This is a genomic window from Peribacillus sp. N1, from assembly GCF_054600815.1.
The window spans coordinates 470,620-493,908 of sequence record NZ_BAAHZO010000002.1 but is presented as its reverse complement, the minus strand read 5'-3'; the positions used below and the strand labels follow the sequence as shown (position 1 = coordinate 493,908).

Sequence of the window (23,289 nt, the reverse complement as noted above, 5' to 3'; positions counted from 1 at the left end):
ACTTTTAAGGCATATACTGTTATTTTACTTAAATGGATTATAAATCGTAACAATTACGTTTTGTGTATTGGTATAGGAATTGCTTGATGGCTTGCGGTTACGATGTCATAATGAGGTATCGGTCAGTATAGACTTTTCATACATATCTAAAAGGATTTAAATATAAACCAATTCGAGGTAGAGCCATATGAACGAAAGATTAATGGAGTTTTTATTGCGCGACGAAGTAACCAGACTTTCTGGCGTCAAAAAACAAGTGTATGAATTCATCGTGAACGAAGAAGATTATCTTGCATCGAAGGCGGACACGGTCGATCAATTCATGAGATTGCTGGTAAAGCATTCTCCGCCAAGGCTCGCAGCCCGTCATTTCAACATGCCATATGGGGAAATCATTCGTTTCATGAATGAAATAGAAGATGAACTGAATGAGAGATTAGAGGAAAGATGCAAGAAAGTGAAGTGGATGGACTACACGGAAAAGGACCAGCAGGCATTTGAGGAATATCATAGGAAGTTATATCTATTTGTAAATTAATAAATTGGATCATCAAGATGCCCTGGTATGAAAGGGCATTTCAGACTGTAGCCAAACTCGATGAAAATCGAATTTGGCTACAGTTTTTTTTTGCTTGTACAAATTTAGACGTTGATTTCCACTTCAGGCACTCGCTTTCCGCGGGCGGTCCGGGAGCCTCCTCGGCGCACTTGCGCCTGTGGGGTCTCCCTTGGACTCGCTATTCCCGCAGGAGTCTCGCACCTTCCGTTCCAAACAACTTTTATTTTGAAATTCAGATACAAATCAACGTAGTGATGAAGGTGATGCTTTGGGCTAATAGGTCCCTGAACATCATTTAGTCCGGCAGTTATTGATTTCCCGAGGGTGATCGCTAAAATTAGACTGGTTAAACGTCCATTATTACGAATACACTTGGCATTCACCGAAACTGAAAAACGGGAATTATACTTTTGTATAGTTCCCGTTTTTTTCTTGCTTTTAAGAAAGAATCAAATGTGTGTCGTTCTCTTTAAACGAAGAGATGAAATCTTTATGTAAATGATCGTCGGTTATGATGTAATCGATTTTATCCAGTGAAGATATCCCGATGGTCACGTCTTTCCCAAACTTTGTGCTGTCAGCGGCAACATAGACTTCTTGGGATAGATCTATGATTTTTTTTCGTGTGTTCGCTTCTTCTAAATTATAGTCGGATATGCCTTTTTCAACGGTTATGCCGCTCGCACAAATGAATGCTTTTGTAATATTCAATTCACTAAAGTTGAATAAGTAGTCAAATGCAACGATGGATTGTTCATTTCGCCTGACTTTCCCGCCAATGATCAATATCTCGATGTCGCTATGAATGAGCTCATTTACAACGGGGATCGAACTGGTTATCACGGTCAGTTTCTTTTTCTGTTTTATATATTTAGCGATTTGATAGGTTGTCGAACCACTATCGATATAAATGCAATCACCATCGTCGATATACTCACTGCATTTTTGAGCGATGGATTCCTTTTCTTCTAATTGACTGAACATCCGTTCATCTATCGTCGACTCTCCAAACTTCGATTGAACCAGCTTAACGCCGCCATAGATCTTTTCTATTTTTCCTTGCCCTGTAAGAAGGTTTATATCCCTTCTGATGGTTTCGATGGAAACTTGCATTTCTTCAGTAAGCTCGGCAATCTTCATAACTTTTCTAATCGTTAATAACTCGATGATCTTCTTTTGCCTTTCAAGAGGAAGCATAAGTTACACCCGCCTATTCTTCATATCTATCTTCCTGATATTCAGTTTAAGTGTACTGTTTACCGCGAACATATTCAACATATAGATGATAAAAATATCACTAGTTGGTCAAAAGTTAGTATTAAGTTAGTAATAAAGTGTTCAATATTTACAGAGTATTTACAAAAATCTCAAATTCGTTTTACAAATGGCTTTTATACTAAGGGTGTATTAAAGGAGGTGAACGGTTTGCTAAAATTACAAAATATTAGCAAGCAATTCGATGGAAAATCAGTTTTGGATAATATAAATCTTGAAATAAAAACGGGGGAGATCGTTTCACTATTAGGACCAAGTGGAAGCGGCAAAACTACTTTATTACATATAATTTTGGGCTTGACGGGTATCAATCATGGAAAAATCATTTTCAATGATACCGATTTGAGTAACGTGCCCATGAAAGACCGGGGATTTAATATCGTTTTCCAGGATTACGCTCTTTTCCCGCATTTGAATGCCTATGAAAATATCGTTTATGGATTGAGGAACAGGAAGGGATCCGTTTCCAAGGAAGAGCTTCAAGAATACATAGATTTCCTGGAATTAACACCGCATTTAAAAAAAAGGATCAGCGAATTATCCGGGGGTCAGAAGCAAAGGGTTTCGATCGCAAGGACTCTTGTAATGAAACCGAAAATCCTATTACTTGATGAGCCGCTGAGTGCTTTGGATGGTGTGATCAAGGAATCGATAAAGGAACGCATCAAATCCATTGCCCGAGAATTTAAGCTCACGACGATCATAGTGACACATGACCCGGAAGAGGCTTTGACGATGTCCGATAAGATTTTGATCATTAATCAAGGGAATATTTCTCAATTTGGATCGCCTCAAGAAATCATCAATCAGCCAGCCAATGATTTTGTGAAGGAATTCATTCTTAAACAACTGGAGATCAAGAGAGAAAATATTTACAACTTATTCGGTGAAAAGTATGCCTGATGTAAAACCGGCAATGAGAGTCATTTATATACCTATCTTACTGCTATTTGCCGCTTTTCTTTTCTTGCCGCTTGGGATATTGTTCGTCCGTTCTATTGAAACGGCTGATGGAATCAATCTCTCGAATTATCTAACGGTCCTTTCAAATGCAGAGCTGATGATGTCATTTGGAAACAGCGTGAAAATCTCCGGGCTCACAGCCGTCATTACGACCGTTTTAGCCTTTTTCCTGGCCTATTCCATCCATTGCACCCGATTATATAGGCCGTTAAAAAGTGTAATTAAAACAGGGATCCTTATTCCGATGCTGCTTCCGACGATAACTTTCGGGTTTGCAATCATCTACTCTTTCGGCAATCAAGGAATCATAACGAAGATTTTTGGAAGGAATCTATTCGATATATACGGATTTAATGGATTATTGATAGGTTATGTGATTTATACATTGCCATCAGCTTTTCTGCTCATTAATAATTCCTTCAAGTACATGGATAAAAAGTTCATCATCGTTTCAAAATTAATGGGTGACGGAACGATAAGAAGTTTCATGAATACGATCATACGGCCATTATCGGGAACTTTGGGAGGAGCCTTTGTACTTTCATTCATCTTGAGCTTCACCGATTTTGGGATACCGGCTTCAGTCGGCGGGACCTACTCCGTCGTTGCGACGCAGCTGTATCAAGTCATGCTAGGTTCAATCCCTGATTTCAATAACGGTGCAGTGATTGCCATTCTCATGCTCATTCCGGTAGTATTCAGTGTTTTTCTATTAAACTATCTCGAAAAACTTAATTTTCAATATGACAAGTTCAGCGATATCGAATTGACGAAGCACATAGGAAGGGATATATGTTTTGGGGGAATCTCGCTGCTGGTCTTGATAGGGATGTTTTCTGTATTTGCGGTCATGTTCATTGCACCATTTTTAACTAGTTTCCCTTACGATCTCTCGTTCACCATAAAGCACTTTATCGACACATTCCAATCAAGCGATTTAACGGCAGTTTATAAAAACTCCTTATTCGTTGCCTTGATGACGGCTGTAATGGGAACGTTCATCGCCTTTAGCTCTGCGGTTTTGAATGTCCGGACGCCCCTTAAGGGGAAATCGTCAATGGATGTCATTTCGATGCTGACGAATACAGTACCGGGAATGGTGTTGGGCTTATCGTATTTGCTGCTGTTCAACGGCAGCAGCTGGAAGGGAACCTTTGCCATCATCATTCTATGTAACATTGTCCACTTCTTTACAACACCCTATTTAATGGCGAAGAACTCTTTATCCAAAATGAACCCTGGTTGGGAAACCACCGGGAATCTATTGGGGGATAGCTGGATCAGGACAATCTATCGTGTCATTCTGCCAAATTCGGCATCTACGGTGATCGAGATGTTCAGCTACTATTTCATCAATAGTATGGTGACGATCAGCGGAATCATCTTTTTGGTCACGGCCCAAACCACATTAGTGGCCAGTAAAATTAAAGAGCTTCAGCATTTTGCCAAATTCAATGAAATATTCATCCTGTCTTTACTTATCTTTTTTACAAATCTAGTCGTGAAGCTGCTTTGTGATCATTATCAAAAAAGACAATTCAAACATTAATGAGGGGGATATTATGTCTAAAACATTGAAGATAGCCTTACTTTCTTTAGTTGCTTTAAGTTTGGTATTTGTATTGTTCGACCGTAACAGCGGCAAAGCGGATGAGGAAAAGGTGGTCATTTATACGAATGGAGATGAAGAAGCCACTGCAGCAATGGAGACTTCCCTGAAAGATGCCGGATACGAAGGGAAATACGTCCTTCAATCATTAGGCACATCTGAATTAGGAGGGAAACTGCTCGCAGAAGGCGCTGAAATCGAGGCCGATGTCGTGACGATGAGTTCCTATTTCATTGAAAGTGCCCAAGATCAGCACTCCATGTTCAAGGACCTGTCATTCAGTGCAAAAGCTTTGGAAAAAAATCCAGCCTATTACACGCCGATTTTGGCAAATACCGGTTCCATTTTTGTAAATACGGAAGTGCTTAAACAAAAAGGCCTGCCGATGCCTACCTCGATTAAGGATTTGACAAAGCCGGAATATAAAGGGTTCGTTTCAATTCCTAATATCCTGGACTCTTCAACAGGGTGGCTTTTAGTTCAAGCAATAATCAGTCAATACGGTGACGCAGAGGGGAAAAAGGTTCTCCATGACTTAATAGCTAATAGCGGTCCGCATCTTGAAAGCTCAGGTTCAGGTCCAATCAATAAAGTTCAAGCAGGGGAAGTGGCTGCCGGTTTTGGTTTACGCTACCAAGCCGTGATGGCTAAAGAGTCGGGCTTACCGATCAAGTTCGTCGATCCGGTTGAGGGGAATTTCTCCTACACGGAATCTGTGGCTGTCGTGAATAAAGATAATGAAGGTAAAACAAGTTTAGCAATGAAAATGGCAGAAACAATCAGTAAAGATGCTAGAGAAGAATTGCTGAAACATTACCCGGTCGCACTTTATGAAGGTGAAAAGGTAACGGAAAAGAACAAAACGGCCCATCCTAAGAAATACAAGCAGCCCCTAACGGTTGAATTATTAAAACAGCATCAAGAGTTCTTTAAATCAGCACAATGATAAATACAGTGAGGAGTGAAGTAAAATGAATACCTATAAACTATTAACGCCTGGACCGCTGACCACTACAAGTACGGTGAAACAGGAAATGCTTGTTGACCGCTGTACGTGGGAAAATGATTATAAAGAAATTACACAAAAAATCAGATCCCAGCTTCTTGAATTGGCGTATGCTGCAAACGGAGAATATACGGCTGTACTTATGCAGGGAAGCGGCTCGTTTGTTGTAGAATCTGTGCTGACGACTGCACTTTCAAAATCCGATAAAGTGATGATCATAACGAATGGTGCATATGGGAAACGGATTGTGAAAATGGCGGAGTGCATCGGGCTGAATCATGTGGAATATGGCGTTGAGTACAATGAGTTTCCAAATGAAGCTGAAATCCGGAACATTTTACTGGATGATCGTGACATCACACATATAGCAATGGTTCATTGTGAAACGACGACAGGGATTTTAAATCCGATAGAAATGGTTTCGAAGATATCAAAGGAACAAGGAAAAATCTTGATCATTGATGCGATGAGCAGCTTTGGCGGAGTTGACATGAATGTGCCTGAACTCGGAATTGATTATTTGATCAGCAGTGCAAATAAATGCATTCAAGGAATCCCCGGTTTTGGTTTTGTCATCGTAAAGCTTGAGAAATTGTTGGCTTGTGAAGGCAATGCCCGCAGTTTGTCCTTGGATTTATATGATCAGTGGAAAGAGATGGACAAGGATGGGAAATGGCGTTTCACTTCTCCAACACATGTAGTGGCCGCATTTGCTAAAGCATTGGAAGAATTAACGGAAGAAGGCGGCATCCCAGCTAGATTCTCCCGCTATAAGAATAATAATGACAGGCTGAGGGAGCTGATGGGAAAATTGGGCATTCATGCATATATCTCACCTGATAAACAATCGCCTATCATTACAACTTTCCTTTTTCCAACTGAAGCCTTTGATTTTGAGGACTTCTATAATTTTATCAAAGAGAGGGGATACGTAATATACCCTGGAAAGCTTACTGACATAGATACATTCCGAATTGGCAATATTGGCGAAATCCATGAAGAAGATATCGAGGAACTTGGAAGGATCGTAGAAAAATATATGAAAGTGGTGACAGTATGAATAAGGTAGAAGGAATCATTTTGGATTGGGCAGGAACAGCTGTGGATTTTGGATGTTTTGCACCAGTGAATGTTTTTGTGGATATTTTTAAGAATGCTGGACTGGACGTGACGATGGAGGAAGCCAGAGCTCCGATGGGCATGCTGAAAATCGACCATATTCGTGCGATGCTGACCATGCCAAGGATATCTTCGTTATGGGAGGAACAATACGGAAGGCCATTCAATGAGGAAGACGTTGAAAAACTATATGCTGAATTCGAACCGGCACTGATGATGTCATTGGCGGATTATACAGATCCCATTCCAGGGGTTATTGAGACGGTGGAAGCATTAAGGAATCGGGGCTTGAAGATTGGGTCGACAACGGGATATACGGATACAATGATGGAGGTCGTCGTAGCAAACGCTTTGCAAAAAGGGTATCGACCGGATTTCCATGTAACCCCGGATCAAACCGATTCGATTGGAAGGCCTAACCCTTACATGATCTATCGGAATATGGAAAAATTGAAGTTAGCGGCTTCATGGAAGGTAGTGAAGGTGGGCGATACCATTTCCGATATGCAAGAGGCGGTGAATGCTGGAGTATGGTCGGTCGGAATCATTGTCGGAAGCTCCGAGATGGGATTGAGTTTGGATGAGTATACGAGTTTACCAGAACGAGATAAACAAAACCTCATCTCTAAAACGGCAGACACATTTATGCAAAACGGCGCAGACTTCACCATCAAAACGATGGAGGAACTGCCTGAACTCATAGATACCATCAACCTTCTAATAGCGGATGGGAAAAGACCTCGTTCAAACTAACATTCAGTGCGAAGAAAGTGCAGCATATCCTTCATTCTCGATTGGGAATGAGATATGTCTGCACTTTTTCACTTTTGGACTGATTGTTATCTCTATATTCTTTATTTTTTTTTACAAGGTGGAAGACTTACGACATCAATCTTTTCGTTAGATAACCATTCGATAGATAATCCAGTAATGAACTGTAGGTCTCATACCGACAATAGTTTATGTCTAAACCGTTTTTCATCTTTTTTATAAACAGCGTGACTTTATTTTAAATCCACACTATAATTTTCTTCGATTTTCAATACTGGTGGCTGTTTTTTAAGTCCTTTTGTCAATACAAGTAAATAAATGAAGCCTATTATTAACCAACTTACTCCAAGTACTTTTGAGTGCGCATCAAGATTCACAAGAAGTAAAATATCAAGGGCAGCTCCAATAATAGGAACAAATAAATATAAGACAGTTCCTTTAACCGAACGTTCTCTATTTCTAATATAATAATGAGCAATTACGGAAATATTAACACAAGTGTACGCAAGAAACGCCCCGAAATTAATAAATGATGCTACAAGATCTAAACTTAAAAATAAAGCAAGCAAAGAGACAAAACTAATGATCAGTATATTATTTACGGGTGTTCTATATCTCGGATGCAGGCTGCCAAAGAACTTTTTAGGAAACTGTCCATCTCGCCCCATCGTATAGAGGACTCGTGATGCACTTGCCTGGGACGACATGGCACTACCCAATACAGCTAATGCATAAAGCGCAAGATATACTGAGTACATCGCCTTTCCACCAACAAGTTTAATAATTTCGTAGGCAGCCGAATCAGGATTATTAAATGTGTTATACTCTGGCCATACAAGATACGAGAAATATGAAACACTTGTAAAGATTAAACCACCACCAAGAGTAATTAAAATAACAGCTCGGGGAATTGTTTTCTTAGGGTTCACTGTCTCTTCCGCAAACGCTGTAACTGATTCAAACCCAAGGAAACAAAAGCATAATAAAGCTGCTCCAGCTATTGTATAAGAAAAGGGTTCTTTCGAATTATAGAATGGCTCAAGAGATAAAAGAGTTGCCGTGCTTTCTCCCATAGAAATTTCCTTAATGGAAAAACCTATAAAGATAACGATAAAAAGAAAAGCAAAAATCGTTATGAATGCGTTTACATTTGTAGCAATCTTCAATCCTTTAATATTAATAAAAGTGACGAGAATCAGCATACCTAAAATCCAGATGTAACTTGGAATTGTAGGAAAGGCTGCTGAGAAAAAAATACCAAATACTAAATAATTCACCATGGGCATAAATAAATAATCCATTAAGATCACCCATCCGACAAGAAATCCAACAGAGGGATTGAGCGATTTTTGCGTATAAACATATGCAGAACCTGAAGATGGAAACGCAATTGCCATTTTCCCATAACTGTAAGCAGTAAACATCATTACCACTAGAGCAACTATCATTGCTCCCGGAACCGTACCGTGGGAAATATTGGCCGCAATACCATACGTAGTAAAAGCTGTGGTTAACCCCATAAATGAAAAACCAAACAATACAACTGGAATGAGTGTCAGTGTTCTATCCGTTTTACTTAAATTTGACATGTAAAATACTCTCCTCTTTTACCTGATTTAACTTTTTACAAGAAATAGGATCAATATTATTACATCTTTTTTAATGCGTGGTTTTCTAGAAATTATAAAAAAGTCAGAAAGATGCTAGGGAGCCTACTTTGAATTATCCATGAATTTGTTGTCTCGTTTCCCCATTCCTCGTAAGGAATTCCGTCTGCAGAATAACAAAGATAATTCCTGCAAAAATCTTCTCGCCGGCATCTTTACTGACTCCTGGAATTTCTTTAGTAGCGACTTGTTCAATAACGTGTACACTGATTTCTAATCAATCGAAATGAAACGTAGGATATGAGATGACCCTAAGGACGCTTTATTATTTTGACAATAGTAACTCCGTTTTTATATCTGTATAAGGCATGTCATGATTGATCCCAACTTCGTGATGAACAATTTCACCGTTCAAAGTGCTGATACAATTTCTTACTATTACATCATTTTCTACAACCTCTTTCAAACCATTATTCGCAATGTTCATAATATATGGGCCGGTTGTCATCAGCATCATGTTTGTCGAGGTTTGTGGACATAGAGCCGGCATATTCGGGACACAGTAATGTAGGACTTCTTGTTCGTAGTAAACTGGATCCTCTAAAGTCGTATAACGTGAGGTTTCAATTATACCCGTTCCTGCAATATCAATAATAATAGAATTAGGTTTCATCTTACTGACCATCTCTCGTGTAATGAGAGGCTCGGTTACCCCTGGCATCGGATAAATTGTATTAATTAAAACATCACTTTGAATAAGTTCTTCAAACATCATATCTTTATCCCAACCCAAAATGTCCACCTGTGGCAACTGGTTGTTCAAATAATCAATGCGTTTCATTGATGCTTCCATGATTGTTACATTCAATCCAAGACCCACAGCAACTTGCGCAGTATTGAGTCCAGCATTGCCACCACCAAGTATGAGTATATTACTCGACGGTAAACCGGCCAGTTTCCGGAGAAGTATACCTTTTCCGCCATAACCATATTGAGCATATTTGACTGCTTCAAGCATTGCTAATGTTCCGGCAATTTCACTCATTGGTTTAATCGTAGGTCTTGTCCCGTCAGGTAAAACGATTAATTCCATTGATAATGAAATTGCTTTTTTATCTAGTAATGCCTGTGTCATTTCATGATTTACATCTTCCGCCAAATGAAACCATGCCATTATCATTTGATCTTCTTTAAGAAGGCCGTATTCATAGGGTTGAAGTTCCTTCACTTTAACAACAAATTCTGCCTTCTCATAAATTTCGTCAATCGTGTTTACTATTTTTGCTCCAGCCAAAACATATTTCTCGTCACAAAAACCACTAGCTTCACCTGCCATGCTTTGTATTAGTATTTCATGACCGTAAGCTGTTAATTTTTTTACCCATGTTGGATTTAATCCTACTCTAGTCTCTGCAGTTTTTAATTCTTTAGGAACTCCTACTATCATTGTTCATTCTCCTTTTTAATTGCATTTAATTTATTGAACATTCTAAAATCTTACAGGGAAATGATAACCCTTTCATTAGACACGGGGTTAAATTTATATTAGTTTTTTTTTAACCAAGCACTTTTGGCCATTTTGTACTTTTATGAATATAGCATTGGTGAAAAGTGATGATTTTTCCATTGATTATCGAATGTTTTGGACGTTTAAAGTTTCAGTACTCCACCGTTCATGCACACATATAACTGATGAATAATGGTGAGAATTATGATAGATTATCAGGTTGATTAAGGTTTTCAACAAAGCACGTAAAAGAACTTACTTATAGACATTGGTCGTATTACTTGGGGTTAAACAGAGATAGGGTACCATATTTTATGGGCTTAGACTTTCTAGTATAGTTATAATAAGATGATACAGCTAACCATTATTAAATGAGGAGGTACATATGCTTACAGTACAAGATGTTCTTAAGCGCCCACTCTTTTCAAAGACGGAGGTAGTTGCGGGGGCAAGCGGGTTGCACCGTCAAGTCAAATGGACACATGTCCTTGAAATTCCGTTTTTTGATGATACCATCTTTCAGGGAGGGGAACTGATACTCTCCACCGGATTTGGGTTTGAATGGAGAGACTCCTCTAATACTTCATTTTTGTTAAATCTTATCGAACGCAACGCCTCATGTTTATGTATAGAACTTGGACACCACTTCGACAAGGTCCCTAAAGAAATGATCGAGATGGCAAATGAGTATAACTTTCCGATTATTATTTTCAAAGAATTCATAAATTTCGTCGAAATAGCACAGGATCTACATTCGTTTATCATTAATGCTCATCATGAGAAGTTGGTTACATTAGATTCTATTTCCAGGAAGTTCCATTCATTGTCACTCACTACTCATGGGTTATCAAATATTTTAAAGTTGTTGCAACAGAAGACAGAAGCACCAATAATCTATCTTCCTATAGAAGGAACACCTTTTTCGATTCCAGGATTGAAAAATGAATTTATGGAAAAGCTACTTCACACGATTTATGAAGATAAAGAACACTGGCATGACCGAATTACAAATGATTCGCCCGTTGAATGGAAGGCATTAAACCATACTATTCTTCTCCAACCGATCGGAGCAATGGATCAAATCTGGGCGTACCTTGTTATGGTTTTAGATCGTGAATCGGATGAATTTGATTTCCTAATCCTTGATCGTGCTTCTCTAGCAATCTCACAAGACTTATTGCGCAAACATTATTTGGATGAAAAACGATTACGTTTAGAATCTACATGGCTAAATGATTTACTTAATAGACGCATCAATAATGAGGAACAGGCAAGGGGATTTATTTCTTTAAAATCGAAGCGCGCTTCTATACATTATCGAATTGCAATCATTGATATCGAAGATGTTTTTCATCCGTCTTCATTAGGTTTATCGGATGAAGAAAATGAATCAGCTATTTATCATTATTCTTTAAAAATTCGGTCTGGGTTCGCAAAATATTCTTTTACACCCTATATCACATCTGTAAGAAATCAGATTATTGTATTAGCTATTGATCTTGGAACTGCCGATACCTCTAAGGCACGCTTCTTGAAAGTGATCAATGCCTTGCTATATGTTAAAGAAGGTGAATCTAGCCAAATCCGTATAGGCGTTGGGCGACAATACCAGTTACTTTTGGATGCTCATACTGGTTATCGAGAAGCGCAGTTAGCTTTAAGTTATCGTATGTTTTCGACAAGTGCCTTTTACGAAGACCTTGGCATCTTTCGATTGATACAATTAATTCAGCATGATCAAGATACAGCACATTTTATTGAAGACTATCTCTCTCCTTTAATATCCTATGATAAGGAGTATGGAACGGAATTGCTTCTGACTTTAGCAAAATACTTTGAGCTTGATCGCTCAAAGAAGCTTACTGCTCAAAAATTACATGTTGTAAGACAAACACTCTATCATCGGCTGGAAAAGATAAAAAAGATTCTTGATCTTGATTTTGATATGCCGGAGAACAGATTAAACGTTGAAATGGCTTTGAAAGCATATCAACTCATACAGCAAGTGGAAGTACCTACGAAGTAGTTATCAACCGCCAACCACGGGGCGATGTTAAGACCGAGGATAAAAATAATTTAGCAATAATATTCATTGACGTCCCATACCCTTACTCCATTTTTAACCTAATTTTACATTCTAATTGTAATACTCCACTTATCATTCATACGTACTAAATGAATGGTAAGTTTTTAGTGATTGGAATTAAAAAACTCTGTTGATTTTTAAAATGAACAGAGTTTTTTAATAAATCCATATTGTAAAAAGTGAGAAAAGAGTGTACGATTAAATGAGAATGATAATCAATCACATTTGATTACCGGGGAGTGGACGTAAATGGAACAGCAAGATTTATTTGATGTAACGGTTATTGGGGGAGGGCCAGCAGGGCTTTACTCCACTTTTTATAGCGGACTTAGAGAAATGAAAGTTAAACTGATTGAATACCAGCCACGGCTAGGCGGGAAAATTCATGTCTATCCAGAGAAAATGATTTGGGATGTAGGAGGGCTGACACCCACTACTGGGGAAAAATTAATTGAGCAGTTAGTGGAGCAAGGTTTAACATTCAATCCAACAGTCGTCTTGAATGAAAAAGTGGAATCAATCATACGTAATGAAGAAGGTATCTTCGTTTTACATACCGCTTCAGGGCAAATGCACTTTTCCAAAACGATCATTGTCGCGGTTGGCGGCGGAATTCTGAATCCGCAAAAGTTGGAAATAGACGGGGCTGAAAGGTTTGAAGTCTCCAATTTAAACTATACTGTTAAGTCTTTCAATCGATTCAAGGATAAGACGGTGATCATTTCAGGCGGCGGGAATTCTGCAATAGACTGGGCAAATGAATTGGAGCCCATCGCCAAAAAGGTGTATCTGACATACAGGAAAGATAGTCTGGCAGGTCATGAATCACAAGCAAGGCAATTGATGGAAAGCTCTGCTGTTTGTTTCTTGAATACGACGATTACAAAACTGATCGCCTGCGCTGATCATGAATCAATTGAACATGTTGAACTGACGAATCTCGCAACGGGGGAGGTTTCTTACTTGCCGATCGATGAGGTCATCATCAATCATGGTTATGAGCGTGATACATCGCTGCTTCGAAATAGTAAAGTGGATATTGCCATAGCCGACAATTATTATATTGAAGGTACTCCTTCAAGTGAATCCTCGATGGATGGAATATACGCTGCCGGTGATATCTTAAGTCATGAAGGTAAATTGAACCTGATAGCAGGTACTTTTCAAGATGCAGCAAATGCCGTAAATAAGGCAAAGCAATATATCCAGCCTGACGCTCACGGAGTGGGAATGGTTTCTTCCCATAATGAAATCTTTAAAAAGCGCAACAGGGAATTGATCAAGGAAATGATGAAACCGGCTGGGGTACTTTAAAGGAAACGGAAAAAGCTCCAGGGCCCTGGAGCTTTTAGCAGTTTATAGAGATTCTTTAATGACCTTCTTGTAATGAAATACGGATAGGATTCCGAAGATCGAATACAATGCCGTGTATAATGCCATAACGATGATCATCGGTGTCCAAACTTCGGTCCCGAATAAGAACCATCCTGATTGGACTGCGAAATAACTGTGAAGCAGTCCGACGACTAAAGGAATGCCGAAATTGAAAACTTGTTTTGCTTGGATTCCTCTTAGTAAGTCACCACGCGTGAATCCCAGTTTTCTTAAGATGGTATAATTGGATTTTTCACCTTCACTTTCATCCATTTGTTTGAAATACAGGATACAACCGGATGTGATGAGGAAGGTTAATCCCAAGAATCCGACGATGAACATGATAAGACCCATATTCTTCTTCTGGGTGTTGAACATTTCAAATTGGGAATCATTCACATGTTCTTCTTTAAAACTCATTTTATTAAATAGATCATTCGCTTTTTCAAGTTCAGCTTCATCCTTCACATCAATGCCGATATTAACGGATGATACTTTTTGGATTTTCGGGTCGACGTCCTTTTTCAAACGGTCGAATATCGTTTGGTCTACAATGGCAACGGGCAATCCGCCGTTCGTGAAGTAATAGGACAAGAAGGTATCATCATTCAATCCCATATATGTTTGCGGAATGACTTCGTGTTTGCCCTTCAGTTCAATCTTTCCGGAATCCTTCAAGGACATGACCTTCTCCATCATATTACTGTATCCGCTGAAAAGGGTCTCATCTTCAGCGAGGTTGATTCCTTTAACGGATTCATCACTGATGACGGGAACGGTCATGATGTCGGGATCAAAGTTCACTCCTTCGAGGCTAGTCTCCATAATTTCCTTTACATTGACATCCACTTGAATGACATCGATCACCTTTTCGTCATAATCAATTTTACTGTCGGATAAAGCTTTTTTGAATGTATTCGCATCTCCCTTATCCGTCATCGAAAAATCGGTGGGGATACTGCTTTGTGCCATTTTCTCCGCTGAGTAGTAGGAGATATAGCTTAATGATAATAACCCGATCGCCAAAGCGGAAACGGTCGTGATGATCGTCAATAATATCGCATTCGATTTCATCCGGAACATGATGGATGAAAGGGACAATACTTCATTAATGTTCAAATAGCCATTTTTCTTTTTACGGATGATATTAAAGATGAAGCTTACGGATCCTTTATAGAACAGATAGGTACCGATGATGACGGTTGCCAAAATGAATATCATGGCCATAAAAAGCTCGGTCATCTCTGTAAAAGCTCCATCGAATAATTTGGATGAAACGACATAGCCAGCAATGATCAGGATGATTCCGAATATCCCGAGGATCATTTCGAACATCGAAACCTTTTTCACTTTTCCTTCCGTCATTGAAGTCACTCTAAATAATGATAGAATGGTTTGCCTTTTAATGAAGGTATAATTCATCAACATGATTAAAAGATAGATGGCGCTAAAAACGAGCAAGGTTTGCACTAGCGGCTGTAAAGAAAATTTAAGAGTCGCGATCGCCTGGACACCCATTATTTTAAATAGTATCATGATGATCAATTTTGAAGCGGCAAACCCTACAAAGATTCCGAGGAATACGGAACAGAAATACAGGATCAGGTTTTCCACACTCAGGATACGGAATATCCTGTTCTTCGTCATGCCTATCAATTGGAATAAGCCAATTTCTTTACTGCGTCTTTTTATGAAAATGCTATTGGCATATAAAAGGAATATGGAAACAATCGCAACAAGCAGGATCGATGCAGCCTTGATGGAGGCGGCCCCTTTCACCGTACCCTCCGCTTCATCCAGCGATGGGTCATATTGCAAGGTGACAAAAGCAAAGTAAAGGGAAGCGCTGAAGACCAGGGCAAACACATACAGATAATAGTTCTTCAGATTTTTCTTCAGATTTCGCAAGATGAGTTGATTAATGCTCATTTTGAACCCCTCCCAATACACCTTGTGTTTTCATGATGTCCTTGAAGAAGGTTTGTCTGGATTCTTCACCTTTATTCAATTGTGTATATATTTGACCATCTTTAATGAAAATGACTCGGCTGCAATAACTGGCCGCCACTGGATCATGGGTTACCATGATGATGGTCGCTTTGCGCTTTTTATTCATTTCGCTCAGTTTGTTCAGTAAATCGGAAGCTGATTTTGAATCAAGCGCCCCAGTCGGTTCATCGGCAAATATGATGCTTGGATCATGGATGAAAGCCCGTGCTGCAGACGTACGCTGTTTTTGACCACCGGAAATTTCATTTGGGTATTTATCCTTCACTTCATATATGCCCAGTTCCTTCGCCACGCTATCAAACTTTTGTGCCGCTTCATTAGCGGGCGTTTTTGTAATGGATAAGGGCAAAAGGATATTTTCTTTGACAGTCAGTGTGTCCAATAGGTTATATTCCTGGAAGATGAAGCCTAGATGGTTTTTCCGGAATTCGGCCAAATTCTTTTCTTTCATCCCTGAAATCTCTTTTCCATCGATCGTAATGGTGCCGTTGCTGATTTTATCGATCGAGGAAAGGACATTCAGCAAAGTCGTTTTTCCTGAACCGGAAGCACCCATGATACTTACGAACTCACCTTCTTGTATGCTTATATCGAGACCCTTTAAGACTTCTTGTTTATTGAATTTATTACCATAGCTTTTATGGATTTTTTTCGCTTCTAATATATTCATTTGGATACACTCCTTTTTTTCTATATCCTCATTATAAAAGGCCATGTATTTCTTTTCCTTCGTTTGGACGAACAAAGAATAAAAGCATGTGACACTTTTGTCACATGCTTGTGATATTCACGAAATCATTTCTTTTTGGGAAGGTCAAGGTAACGGTCGTCCCGGTTCCAAGCTCTGATTTAACATCAATGGAGATGAATAGGGACTCGGCCGCATTCTTGGTTAAATACAACCCCATGCCGGTTGCCGCATTGTCATGATGGTTTGTCGTGGAGGTAAATCCTTTATCAAATATGCGGGATAAATCCTTTGGGTCAATGCCCCGTCCGGAATCCTGGACTTCAAGAACCGTTTGTCCGGCTTGTTCATGGCTATATATCGTGATATCTGAGTTTTCACTGTATTTAATGGAGTTGGTCAAGAGCTGTCTCATGATGAAGGCCAGCCATTTGGCATCAGTAAGCACTTCGGTTACATCCAATTGTATGTCGAAGCCGATCCCTTTTTGAATGCACCATGATTGCAGCGTTTTAATCTCATCAAAGATTATTGTTTCCAAATCGGTTTTCTCTATATACAAATCATTTTCGATGAAAGGCATGCGCCTTTGATGGAGCTGCTGATCAAGAAGAAGGTGAATGCGCAGCCACTCATAAGTCAAATGCGATTTCAGCAATTCATCATCCAAGCGGTCAATCATTAAATGCATTGCTGTCAATGGTGTCTTCACTTCATGAATCCAAGATAATAATTCATCCTTCTCCTGCTCTAAAGTCATTCGGCCAATTGCTGCGGATTGCTTCAATACTTCGGTTTGGTTAATGATGCTGTTTTCTATGATTTTTTCGAAAGGGCTCTCTGGTTCGGCTATATTCGTTATATCCAGGTTGTCTTCCCGCGCTTCTAGACTTTTATAAAAGGAAGTTTCTTTTTTATAGCGGAAAATCAAAAAGATACTGAACATGAGCAATGATAAAAAGGCAATATACAGTATTGGCTTTAACGGAATAGCCGAATCAAGATAAGCGACAAAGATAATGAATAGATGAAGAATTATGTAGAATGTGATCCAGCTGAACCTTTCCATGAGATATTTTCTGATCATGCATTTGCCTCTTCTACGGCGATATAGCCCTGTCCGACCTTCGTTTCGATAAAATGTCCTAAACCCAGTTCATCCAACCTCTTTCGTAAACGGTTCACATTCACTGTAAGGGTGTTATCGCTTATGAAACGTTTGTCATCCCATAAGCTGTTGATCAACTCTTCCCGGCTTACGATCTTATTTTTCTGTTCAATGAGCTTTTTCAAGATGAAAATTTCATTTTTCGTCAATTCGATTGTACCAGTCTCGGCCGATACCGTGTTCTTCTCATAATCCACAGTTGCGCCGCACCAGGTTTTCAATTCGATTTTTTCGGTATTGTAATTATATACCCGGCGGAGGGTGGCCTGTATTTTTGCGATGAGTACATCGAAATGAAAAGGCTTCTGGATAAAATCATCAGCTCCAAGCTGCATGGACATCACCATGTCGGTCGGATGATCGCGTGATGATAAAAAGATGATGGGAACATTGGAATGGGCCCGGATCATTCTGCACCAATGAAATCCATCAAACTTCGGCAACTGTATATCAATGATGACCAAATCAGGTTTTATGTCCGTGAATTCCTGAACGACTTTACTAAAATCGCCAATTCCGTAAATATCATAAGACCATTGCGCCAATCTATCTTTAATTTCATTGAATAACGTCGTATCATCCTCTATCAATAGAAGTTTAAACAATGGATTCACCGCACTTTCCAGCTTTTTCTTAAAAGTATATAGTAAAACCTTTATAGGTTCTAGAGGAAGGGGGGAACAGGAGCAGTATAGCCTACTGGTTGTATGTAAACCAGTATTATATTAAAATTGGGAATAACGAATGGAGGAAGTGAAATTATGTCTGATTTTCCTAATTGCCCTGCATGTGATTCAGAATATACATACGAAGACGGAAGTCTTTTTGTTTGCCCGGAATGCGCTCATGAGTGGACGGTGGAAGCGGAAACGGAAAATGGTGATCAAAAGAAGGTTATCAAAGATGCTAATGGAAATGCCTTGAACGATGGTGATACCGTTACGGTAATCAAGGATCTTAAAGTGAAAGGGAGCTCATCCGTTTTAAAAATGGGCACTAAAGTCAAAAGCATCCGTCTAGTTGATGGTGATCATGATATTGATTGCAAGATTGATGGTTTTGGTGCAATGAAATTAAAATCCCAATTTGTTAAAAAGGTATAATTAAAAAACGGCCTAATCCATTGATTAGGCCGTTTTTTTTAACGTTACTTCTTAATAAACTTTGTCACCGTTAAAGATTGAATTCTTAACGACCACATAATCCACATTCCTGATGGCTTCCAACTTGGTACCACCTGCATATGAAATGGAAGACTGAAGATCTTGTTCCATTTCCTTCAACGTATCTTCCAAAGATCCTTTGTGCTCGACAAACATCTTTTTGCCTTCAACGTTTTTCTTTTCACCTTTTTGGAATTCTGAAGCTGAACCAAAGTATTCTTTAAAGGCCTTTCCATCTTTCTCGATCGTTTGACCTGGAGATTCCTCATGTCCGGCAAATAGTGAACCGATCATAACCATCGAAGCGCCAAATCTAACTGATTTAGCAATATCACCGTTCGTGCGAATGCCGCCGTCAGCTATAATTGGCTTGCTTGCCGCTTTTGCACACCAGCGAAGTGCAGCTAATTGCCAGCCGCCCGTTCCAAATCCAGTCTTGATTTTAGTGATGCATACTTTACCTGGTCCAATGCCCACCTTTGTAGCATCGGCACCGGCATGTTCCAACTCCCGTACCGCTTCAGGAGTTCCCACATTTCCTGCAATGACAAAACTTTCGGGTAAATGTTTTTTAATATGCTGTATCATCTTTATCACGGCATTGGAATGTCCGTGTGCAATATCTATCGTAATGTATTCAGGCACAATGTTGTCATTCGATAACTGTTCGATGAAACCGTATTCTTCTTCTTTAACGCCGACGCTGATGGAAGCGATCAATTCTCGTGAATGCATGTCTTTAATGAAAGTCACTCGTTTTTCTGGCTCAAAACGATGCATTACATAAAAGTAACCGTTTTCAGCCAAGTACATGGCTATCTTTTCATCAATGATCGTTTGCATATTGGCAGGTACTACAGGTAACTTGAATGTATGCTTACCCAAAGTAACGGATGTATCACACTCAGAACGGCTATTTACTACACATTTTGCAGGAATTAATTGAATATCTTCATAATCAAACACGTTTTCCATGTTATGCACCTCTATATACGAATATTTTTGTCTTTTTTAATAAAAATTGTTCGCCCATTAGGTAATGTACATCATTTTTGACAGTAAGTCAAAATTTTTATTGGTTTTATTCTGATTTTATTTCAACTTGATGGGAAATCCGTAACAGGGTAGGGAGCTGAAAAGGACGAATGAACATGTTACTTTGGAACGTTGATTTCCACTTCAGGCACTCGCTTTCCGCGGGCGGGCGGGAGCCTCCTCGGCGCGCGCCTGCGGGGTCTCCCATGCCACGCTTTTCCCGCAGGAGTCTCGCGCCTTACGTTCCAATCAACTTTGTTTTATTTAGATAGACCTTTTTGTTCACAAATTAGATAATAATTATTTGCCGACAGCTTTTTTGTAGGTTTGTAAAATGGGAACGTTGATTTCCTCTCCAGGCACTCGCTTTCCGCGGGCGGTCCGGGAGCCTCCCCGGCGCCTTGCGCCTGTGGGGTCTCCCCTGGACTCGCTTTTCCCGCAGGAGTCTCGTACCTTCCGTTCCAATCAACTTTGTGTTTTAAAAGAAAAAACTGCTGGCTCTTCTTATTCCGAATCCTATTTAAGACTAGTTTATCCTTCATGTTTTTTTCCTGTAATCCTTAATGGATGGAAGAAATTTGCGACACTCCTGCCGAATAACTGGCTAGCCGAGACCCCGGAGACGTTTAAGTCGAGGAGGCTTGGCAGACAGTCGGCGGAAAGGGAGCGGATTTCTGAAATCAACTAGAACATATTTATTTATCTACAGCCTGAAATACTTAAGTATTTTCACCAATTTGTATGACTTTTACACCTTTACGTTTTTTTACATCATCTTAACGTTGACCGACATGGCACTAAGTTAAAATGATAATGGGTAACGAAAAAGAATGGGGGGATTGGCATGAAGGTTGAATTACATTGTCATACGAACATTTCAGATGGTTCCAGTTCTTTTGAAGAACTATTGGAGGTTGCAAAAAGGGAGAGCATTGGTCATTTAGCCATTACGAATCACGATACAACGATAAGATTGCAAGAGATGGTGGAACGGGGAAAGGAAATAGGAATTGAAATCATCCCTGGTATAGAAGTGTCTGGTTATGACTTTGCAAGAGGCAGGCGTGTACATATTCTGGGCTATTTTGTTGAGCCTGGTCATAAGGCACTTGAGGAGCTTTGTAATCCATTGATTGAAAAAAGGAATGCAGCTTCTGAAAAAATGGTGGAACGACTAATTCATGCAGGCTATCGAATAACTTGGGATCAGGTATCTAAATTCAGGGGAGGAACCGGTGTTTATAAACAGCATATTATGCTGGCGCTTCGGGAATCGGGGTATACGGATTCCATCTATGGTGATTTGTATAAGAAAATCTTCAGCCGCGGCCAAAATGGAGAAGTGCCAGGCATTGCCTTTATTCCTATGGAGTATGTGGATGCCATTCTGGCTGTAAAGGCGATTCGAGCTGCCGGAGGCGTCCCGGTCCTTGCTCACCCTGGACAATACGGGAGCTTTGAAATTATTCCTGAGCTTGTAAAAGCAGGGCTTGAAGGGATTGAAGTTCTTCACCCGCATCATGGGCATGCAGAAGAGGAAAGAGCGATTTCATATGCAGATCAATATAATCTCATTAAGACAGGAGGTTCGGATTTTCATGGGGATTATGGGGAGAAGCCGATTCGTCTTGGCAGTATGAGCCCAGGAAAGGAATGTGTGGCTGCTTTGAAATCAAGGAAAAAAAGCATGGCCATTAAATGATGTTCATTAAACCAGGAATTTTGCTGTGAAAGCGGCCTGCTCATTTGCTGGATTAGGAATTTGAAAGACTGAACATGATGTTGTATTGAGAAAAATCCATAAAATAAGCATTCCTTTCGTTCTGGTAATTGACCAGGACTTTTTTTTTACAAGAAAATCATGGTAGCTTCATATTTTCTCATTACACTGACAGTAACAAAGAAAAATATATGTAAAGGGGGATTTTTGTTGGCGGAAAAAAACTTTTTAGTTGATCATTTGATATCTGAAATTAAGAGTGGAACCTTTCAATCGGATAAAAAGTTACCTTCAGAGCATATACTCGCCGATCAATTTAATGTACCAAGAATGGTTGTCAGGAAGGCATATGAGCAGCTTCAAGATTTAGGCTTTATCTATTCAAAGCAAGGTAAAGGAAGTTATGTCCAGGAAACAAAAAAACAAATTCCGTTAATTCTATCCGGAGATGTTAGTTTCACCGAGAAAATGAAAGAATTTCAGTTTTCCTTTCAAACGAGTACTATTTTTTGCGAAGAAATTTCTTATGATCAGAAGATCTTTCAAAGACTCGGGTTGGAAAGTGATGACAAGGTCTTTAAAATTGGCAGGCTTAGGTTAATGGACGATTTCCCGATTGCTCTTCATACATCTTTTGTAGCAAAATCAACATTTCCTGAAATAGAAAAGGACGGTCCGGATATAACCTCCATGTTTCAATATTATCGGCAGCGTGGCTTTGTAGAATTCGGATCCAGCAGCAGCACGTTGAATGTGATTTTTCCTACTTTATTCGAACGGGATATTTTGCAGTGTTCAAGTTTAATTCCACTTTTGCAAGTGGAATCAGTATGCCAGGATAAGCGAAGTAATCAAGTCCTTGAGCACACGGTCATAATCTATCGGAGCGATTGTTTCACATATGTTATATAAAAACTTCCATTCCAGATATCGGTCGAATTCACTAGTAAATGCCCTGAATTCACGAGTAAAAGTAAGAAACTCACGAGTAAATGTCCCGAATTCACGAGTAAAAGTACGGAGATCACGAGTAAATGCTCCGAATTCACGAGTGAAGCACGAAATTTGAATAATGTAGGTCCGGCTTTAACAAATTCCATACAAGATTTACTCTTTCTTAACGTACGTTCACTTGGCAACAAGATACATTGAAGATGTTAGCTTGAAACTAAAACATTGGAGGCCAATGGAATGAGAAGAAGGGAAAGAACCGAGATTTTGATACAAGGCTCTGAGGACATTGCAAAGGAATTTGCCAAGGAAATAACAATGAAATATAAAGTTACCGTCATTCAAAAGCCAGAAAGTGCCCTCGTGTTGCTAAAGACAAGGGAAACGGCAAAAAAGAGCTTGTTTTATCTAGGGGAAATGCTGGTGACAGAATGCACGGTCCAAATCCAGGATTCAATCGGGATTGGTATCGTTAAGGGACATCGGGAAGAGCTGGCACAAAGTTTAGCGATCATTGATGCTGCTTATCAGGCTGATCTTGGAGAAACAAGATTATGGTCACATGCTTTAGAAAATGAGAAGAAGAATATACAGAAAAATCTTCAAGAGCTGAATCGATCAATCTTAAGAACCAAAGTTAATTTTGAAACTATGGATGTTCAATAAGAGGGGGGAAAG

20 protein-coding genes are annotated in these 23,289 nt (G+C 39.5%); 12 read left to right on the top strand and 8 right to left on the bottom strand.

Going from position 1 to position 23,289, the window contains the following annotated elements; all coding sequences use genetic code 11:
- The first annotated feature begins 187 nt into the window (after positions 1-187).
- Positions 188-538: a hypothetical protein gene (locus ACYP5M_RS10820; RefSeq protein WP_101223034.1), complete on the top strand. Its 351-nt coding sequence runs from the start codon at positions 188-190 to the stop codon at positions 536-538.
- A 459-nt stretch (positions 539-997) separates the two neighbouring features.
- On the opposite strand, the gene ACYP5M_RS10815 is transcribed toward ACYP5M_RS10820, so the two are convergent.
- Positions 998-1,756, bottom strand: a complete 759-nt coding sequence (locus ACYP5M_RS10815) for a DeoR/GlpR family DNA-binding transcription regulator (protein ID WP_452444536.1) — start codon at positions 1,754-1,756, stop codon at positions 998-1,000.
- A gap of 228 nt (positions 1,757-1,984) precedes the next feature.
- On the opposite strand from ACYP5M_RS10815, the gene ACYP5M_RS10810 reads away from it, so the two are divergent.
- The 5 genes from ACYP5M_RS10810 to phnX are packed head-to-tail and all read left to right on the top strand — an operon-like array spanning position 1,985 to position 7,284.
- Positions 1,985-2,737 carry an ABC transporter ATP-binding protein gene (locus ACYP5M_RS10810; protein WP_101223028.1) on the top strand — a complete coding sequence of 251 codons (753 nt, stop codon included), beginning with the start codon at positions 1,985-1,987 and terminating at the stop codon, positions 2,735-2,737.
- A complete protein-coding gene (locus ACYP5M_RS10805; protein WP_459735035.1) occupies positions 2,730-4,346 on the top strand; it encodes an ABC transporter permease subunit in 1,617 nt (538 codons plus the stop codon). The genes ACYP5M_RS10810 and ACYP5M_RS10805 overlap by 8 nt, the downstream gene beginning before the upstream one ends.
- Positions 4,347-4,359: 13 nt before the next feature.
- Complete coding sequence (locus tag ACYP5M_RS10800; RefSeq protein ID WP_452444538.1) at positions 4,360-5,352, top strand: extracellular solute-binding protein; 993 nt, start codon at positions 4,360-4,362, stop codon at positions 5,350-5,352.
- 25 nt (positions 5,353-5,377) lie between these two features.
- Complete coding sequence (phnW, locus tag ACYP5M_RS10795) at positions 5,378-6,472, top strand: 2-aminoethylphosphonate--pyruvate transaminase (protein ID WP_434167589.1); 1,095 nt, start codon at positions 5,378-5,380, stop codon at positions 6,470-6,472.
- Positions 6,469-7,284, top strand: coding sequence for a phosphonoacetaldehyde hydrolase (gene phnX / locus ACYP5M_RS10790; RefSeq protein WP_434167588.1), 816 nt, complete (start codon positions 6,469-6,471; stop codon positions 7,282-7,284). The genes phnW and phnX overlap by 4 nt, the downstream gene beginning before the upstream one ends.
- A gap of 251 nt (positions 7,285-7,535) precedes the next feature.
- Here phnX and ACYP5M_RS10785 read toward each other — a convergent pair whose 3' ends face one another.
- Together ACYP5M_RS10785 and ACYP5M_RS10780 are read right to left on the bottom strand one after the other, a co-directional pair.
- The gene (locus tag ACYP5M_RS10785) at positions 7,536-8,891 is read right to left on the bottom strand and encodes an APC family permease (protein ID WP_434167587.1); all 1,356 of its coding nucleotides are present in this window, start codon (positions 8,889-8,891) and stop codon (positions 7,536-7,538) included.
- Positions 8,892-9,234: 343 nt separating this feature from the next.
- Positions 9,235-10,356: an alanine dehydrogenase gene (locus tag ACYP5M_RS10780; RefSeq protein WP_459735034.1), complete on the bottom strand. Its 1,122-nt coding sequence runs from the start codon at positions 10,354-10,356 to the stop codon at positions 9,235-9,237.
- A gap of 445 nt (positions 10,357-10,801) precedes the next feature.
- Between ACYP5M_RS10780 and ACYP5M_RS10775 the strand changes: the two genes are divergently transcribed.
- Both ACYP5M_RS10775 and ACYP5M_RS10770 read left to right on the top strand, forming a co-directional pair.
- Positions 10,802-12,442, top strand: a complete 1,641-nt coding sequence (locus tag ACYP5M_RS10775) for a PucR family transcriptional regulator (RefSeq protein ID WP_434167585.1) — start codon at positions 10,802-10,804, stop codon at positions 12,440-12,442.
- A gap of 309 nt (positions 12,443-12,751) precedes the next feature.
- On the top strand, positions 12,752-13,816 hold the full coding sequence (locus ACYP5M_RS10770; protein ID WP_434167584.1) for an NAD(P)/FAD-dependent oxidoreductase: 1,065 nt from the start codon (positions 12,752-12,754) through the stop codon (positions 13,814-13,816).
- A gap of 42 nt (positions 13,817-13,858) precedes the next feature.
- Here the strand turns inward: ACYP5M_RS10770 and ACYP5M_RS10765 are convergent, their stop codons facing one another.
- The 4 genes from ACYP5M_RS10765 to ACYP5M_RS10750 form a co-directional block, all read right to left on the bottom strand.
- Positions 13,859-15,805 carry an FtsX-like permease family protein gene (locus ACYP5M_RS10765; RefSeq protein ID WP_434167583.1) on the bottom strand — a complete coding sequence of 649 codons (1,947 nt, stop codon included), beginning with the start codon at positions 15,803-15,805 and terminating at the stop codon, positions 13,859-13,861.
- Positions 15,795-16,556, bottom strand: a complete 762-nt coding sequence (locus tag ACYP5M_RS10760; RefSeq protein WP_101223495.1) for an ABC transporter ATP-binding protein — start codon at positions 16,554-16,556, stop codon at positions 15,795-15,797. Before ACYP5M_RS10760 ends, ACYP5M_RS10765 begins: the two co-directional genes overlap by 11 nt.
- Before the next feature lie 100 nt (positions 16,557-16,656).
- On the bottom strand, positions 16,657-17,661 hold the full coding sequence (locus ACYP5M_RS10755; RefSeq protein ID WP_101223018.1) for a sensor histidine kinase: 1,005 nt from the start codon (positions 17,659-17,661) through the stop codon (positions 16,657-16,659).
- Positions 17,658-18,347 (bottom strand): response regulator transcription factor, encoded by a 690-nt coding sequence (locus ACYP5M_RS10750; protein WP_054400643.1) that lies wholly within the window; start codon positions 18,345-18,347, stop codon positions 17,658-17,660. The genes ACYP5M_RS10755 and ACYP5M_RS10750 overlap by 4 nt, the downstream gene beginning before the upstream one ends.
- Before the next feature lie 156 nt (positions 18,348-18,503).
- Between ACYP5M_RS10750 and ACYP5M_RS10745 the strand changes: the two genes are divergently transcribed.
- Positions 18,504-18,845, top strand: a complete 342-nt coding sequence (locus tag ACYP5M_RS10745) for a zinc ribbon domain-containing protein YjdM (RefSeq protein WP_101223017.1) — start codon at positions 18,504-18,506, stop codon at positions 18,843-18,845.
- Positions 18,846-18,896: 51 nt separating this feature from the next.
- Here ACYP5M_RS10745 and guaC read toward each other — a convergent pair whose 3' ends face one another.
- Positions 18,897-19,880, bottom strand: a complete 984-nt coding sequence (guaC, locus tag ACYP5M_RS10740; RefSeq protein WP_434167582.1) for a GMP reductase — start codon at positions 19,878-19,880, stop codon at positions 18,897-18,899.
- 904 nt (positions 19,881-20,784) lie between these two features.
- Here guaC and ACYP5M_RS10735 point away from each other — a divergent pair.
- The 3 genes from ACYP5M_RS10735 to phnG all read left to right on the top strand — a co-directional run bounded on the left by ACYP5M_RS10735 (position 20,785) and on the right by phnG (position 23,277).
- Entirely contained in the window at positions 20,785-21,642 is an 858-nt protein-coding gene (locus tag ACYP5M_RS10735; protein ID WP_434167581.1) for a PHP domain-containing protein, read from the top strand.
- Between the two features lie 228 nt (positions 21,643-21,870).
- Positions 21,871-22,572 carry a GntR family transcriptional regulator gene (locus ACYP5M_RS10730; protein WP_434167580.1) on the top strand — a complete coding sequence of 234 codons (702 nt, stop codon included), beginning with the start codon at positions 21,871-21,873 and terminating at the stop codon, positions 22,570-22,572.
- A 279-nt stretch (positions 22,573-22,851) separates the two neighbouring features.
- The gene (gene phnG / locus ACYP5M_RS10725; RefSeq protein WP_434167579.1) at positions 22,852-23,277 is read left to right on the top strand and encodes a phosphonate C-P lyase system protein PhnG; all 426 of its coding nucleotides are present in this window, start codon (positions 22,852-22,854) and stop codon (positions 23,275-23,277) included.
- The last annotated feature ends 12 nt before the right edge of the window (positions 23,278-23,289 follow it).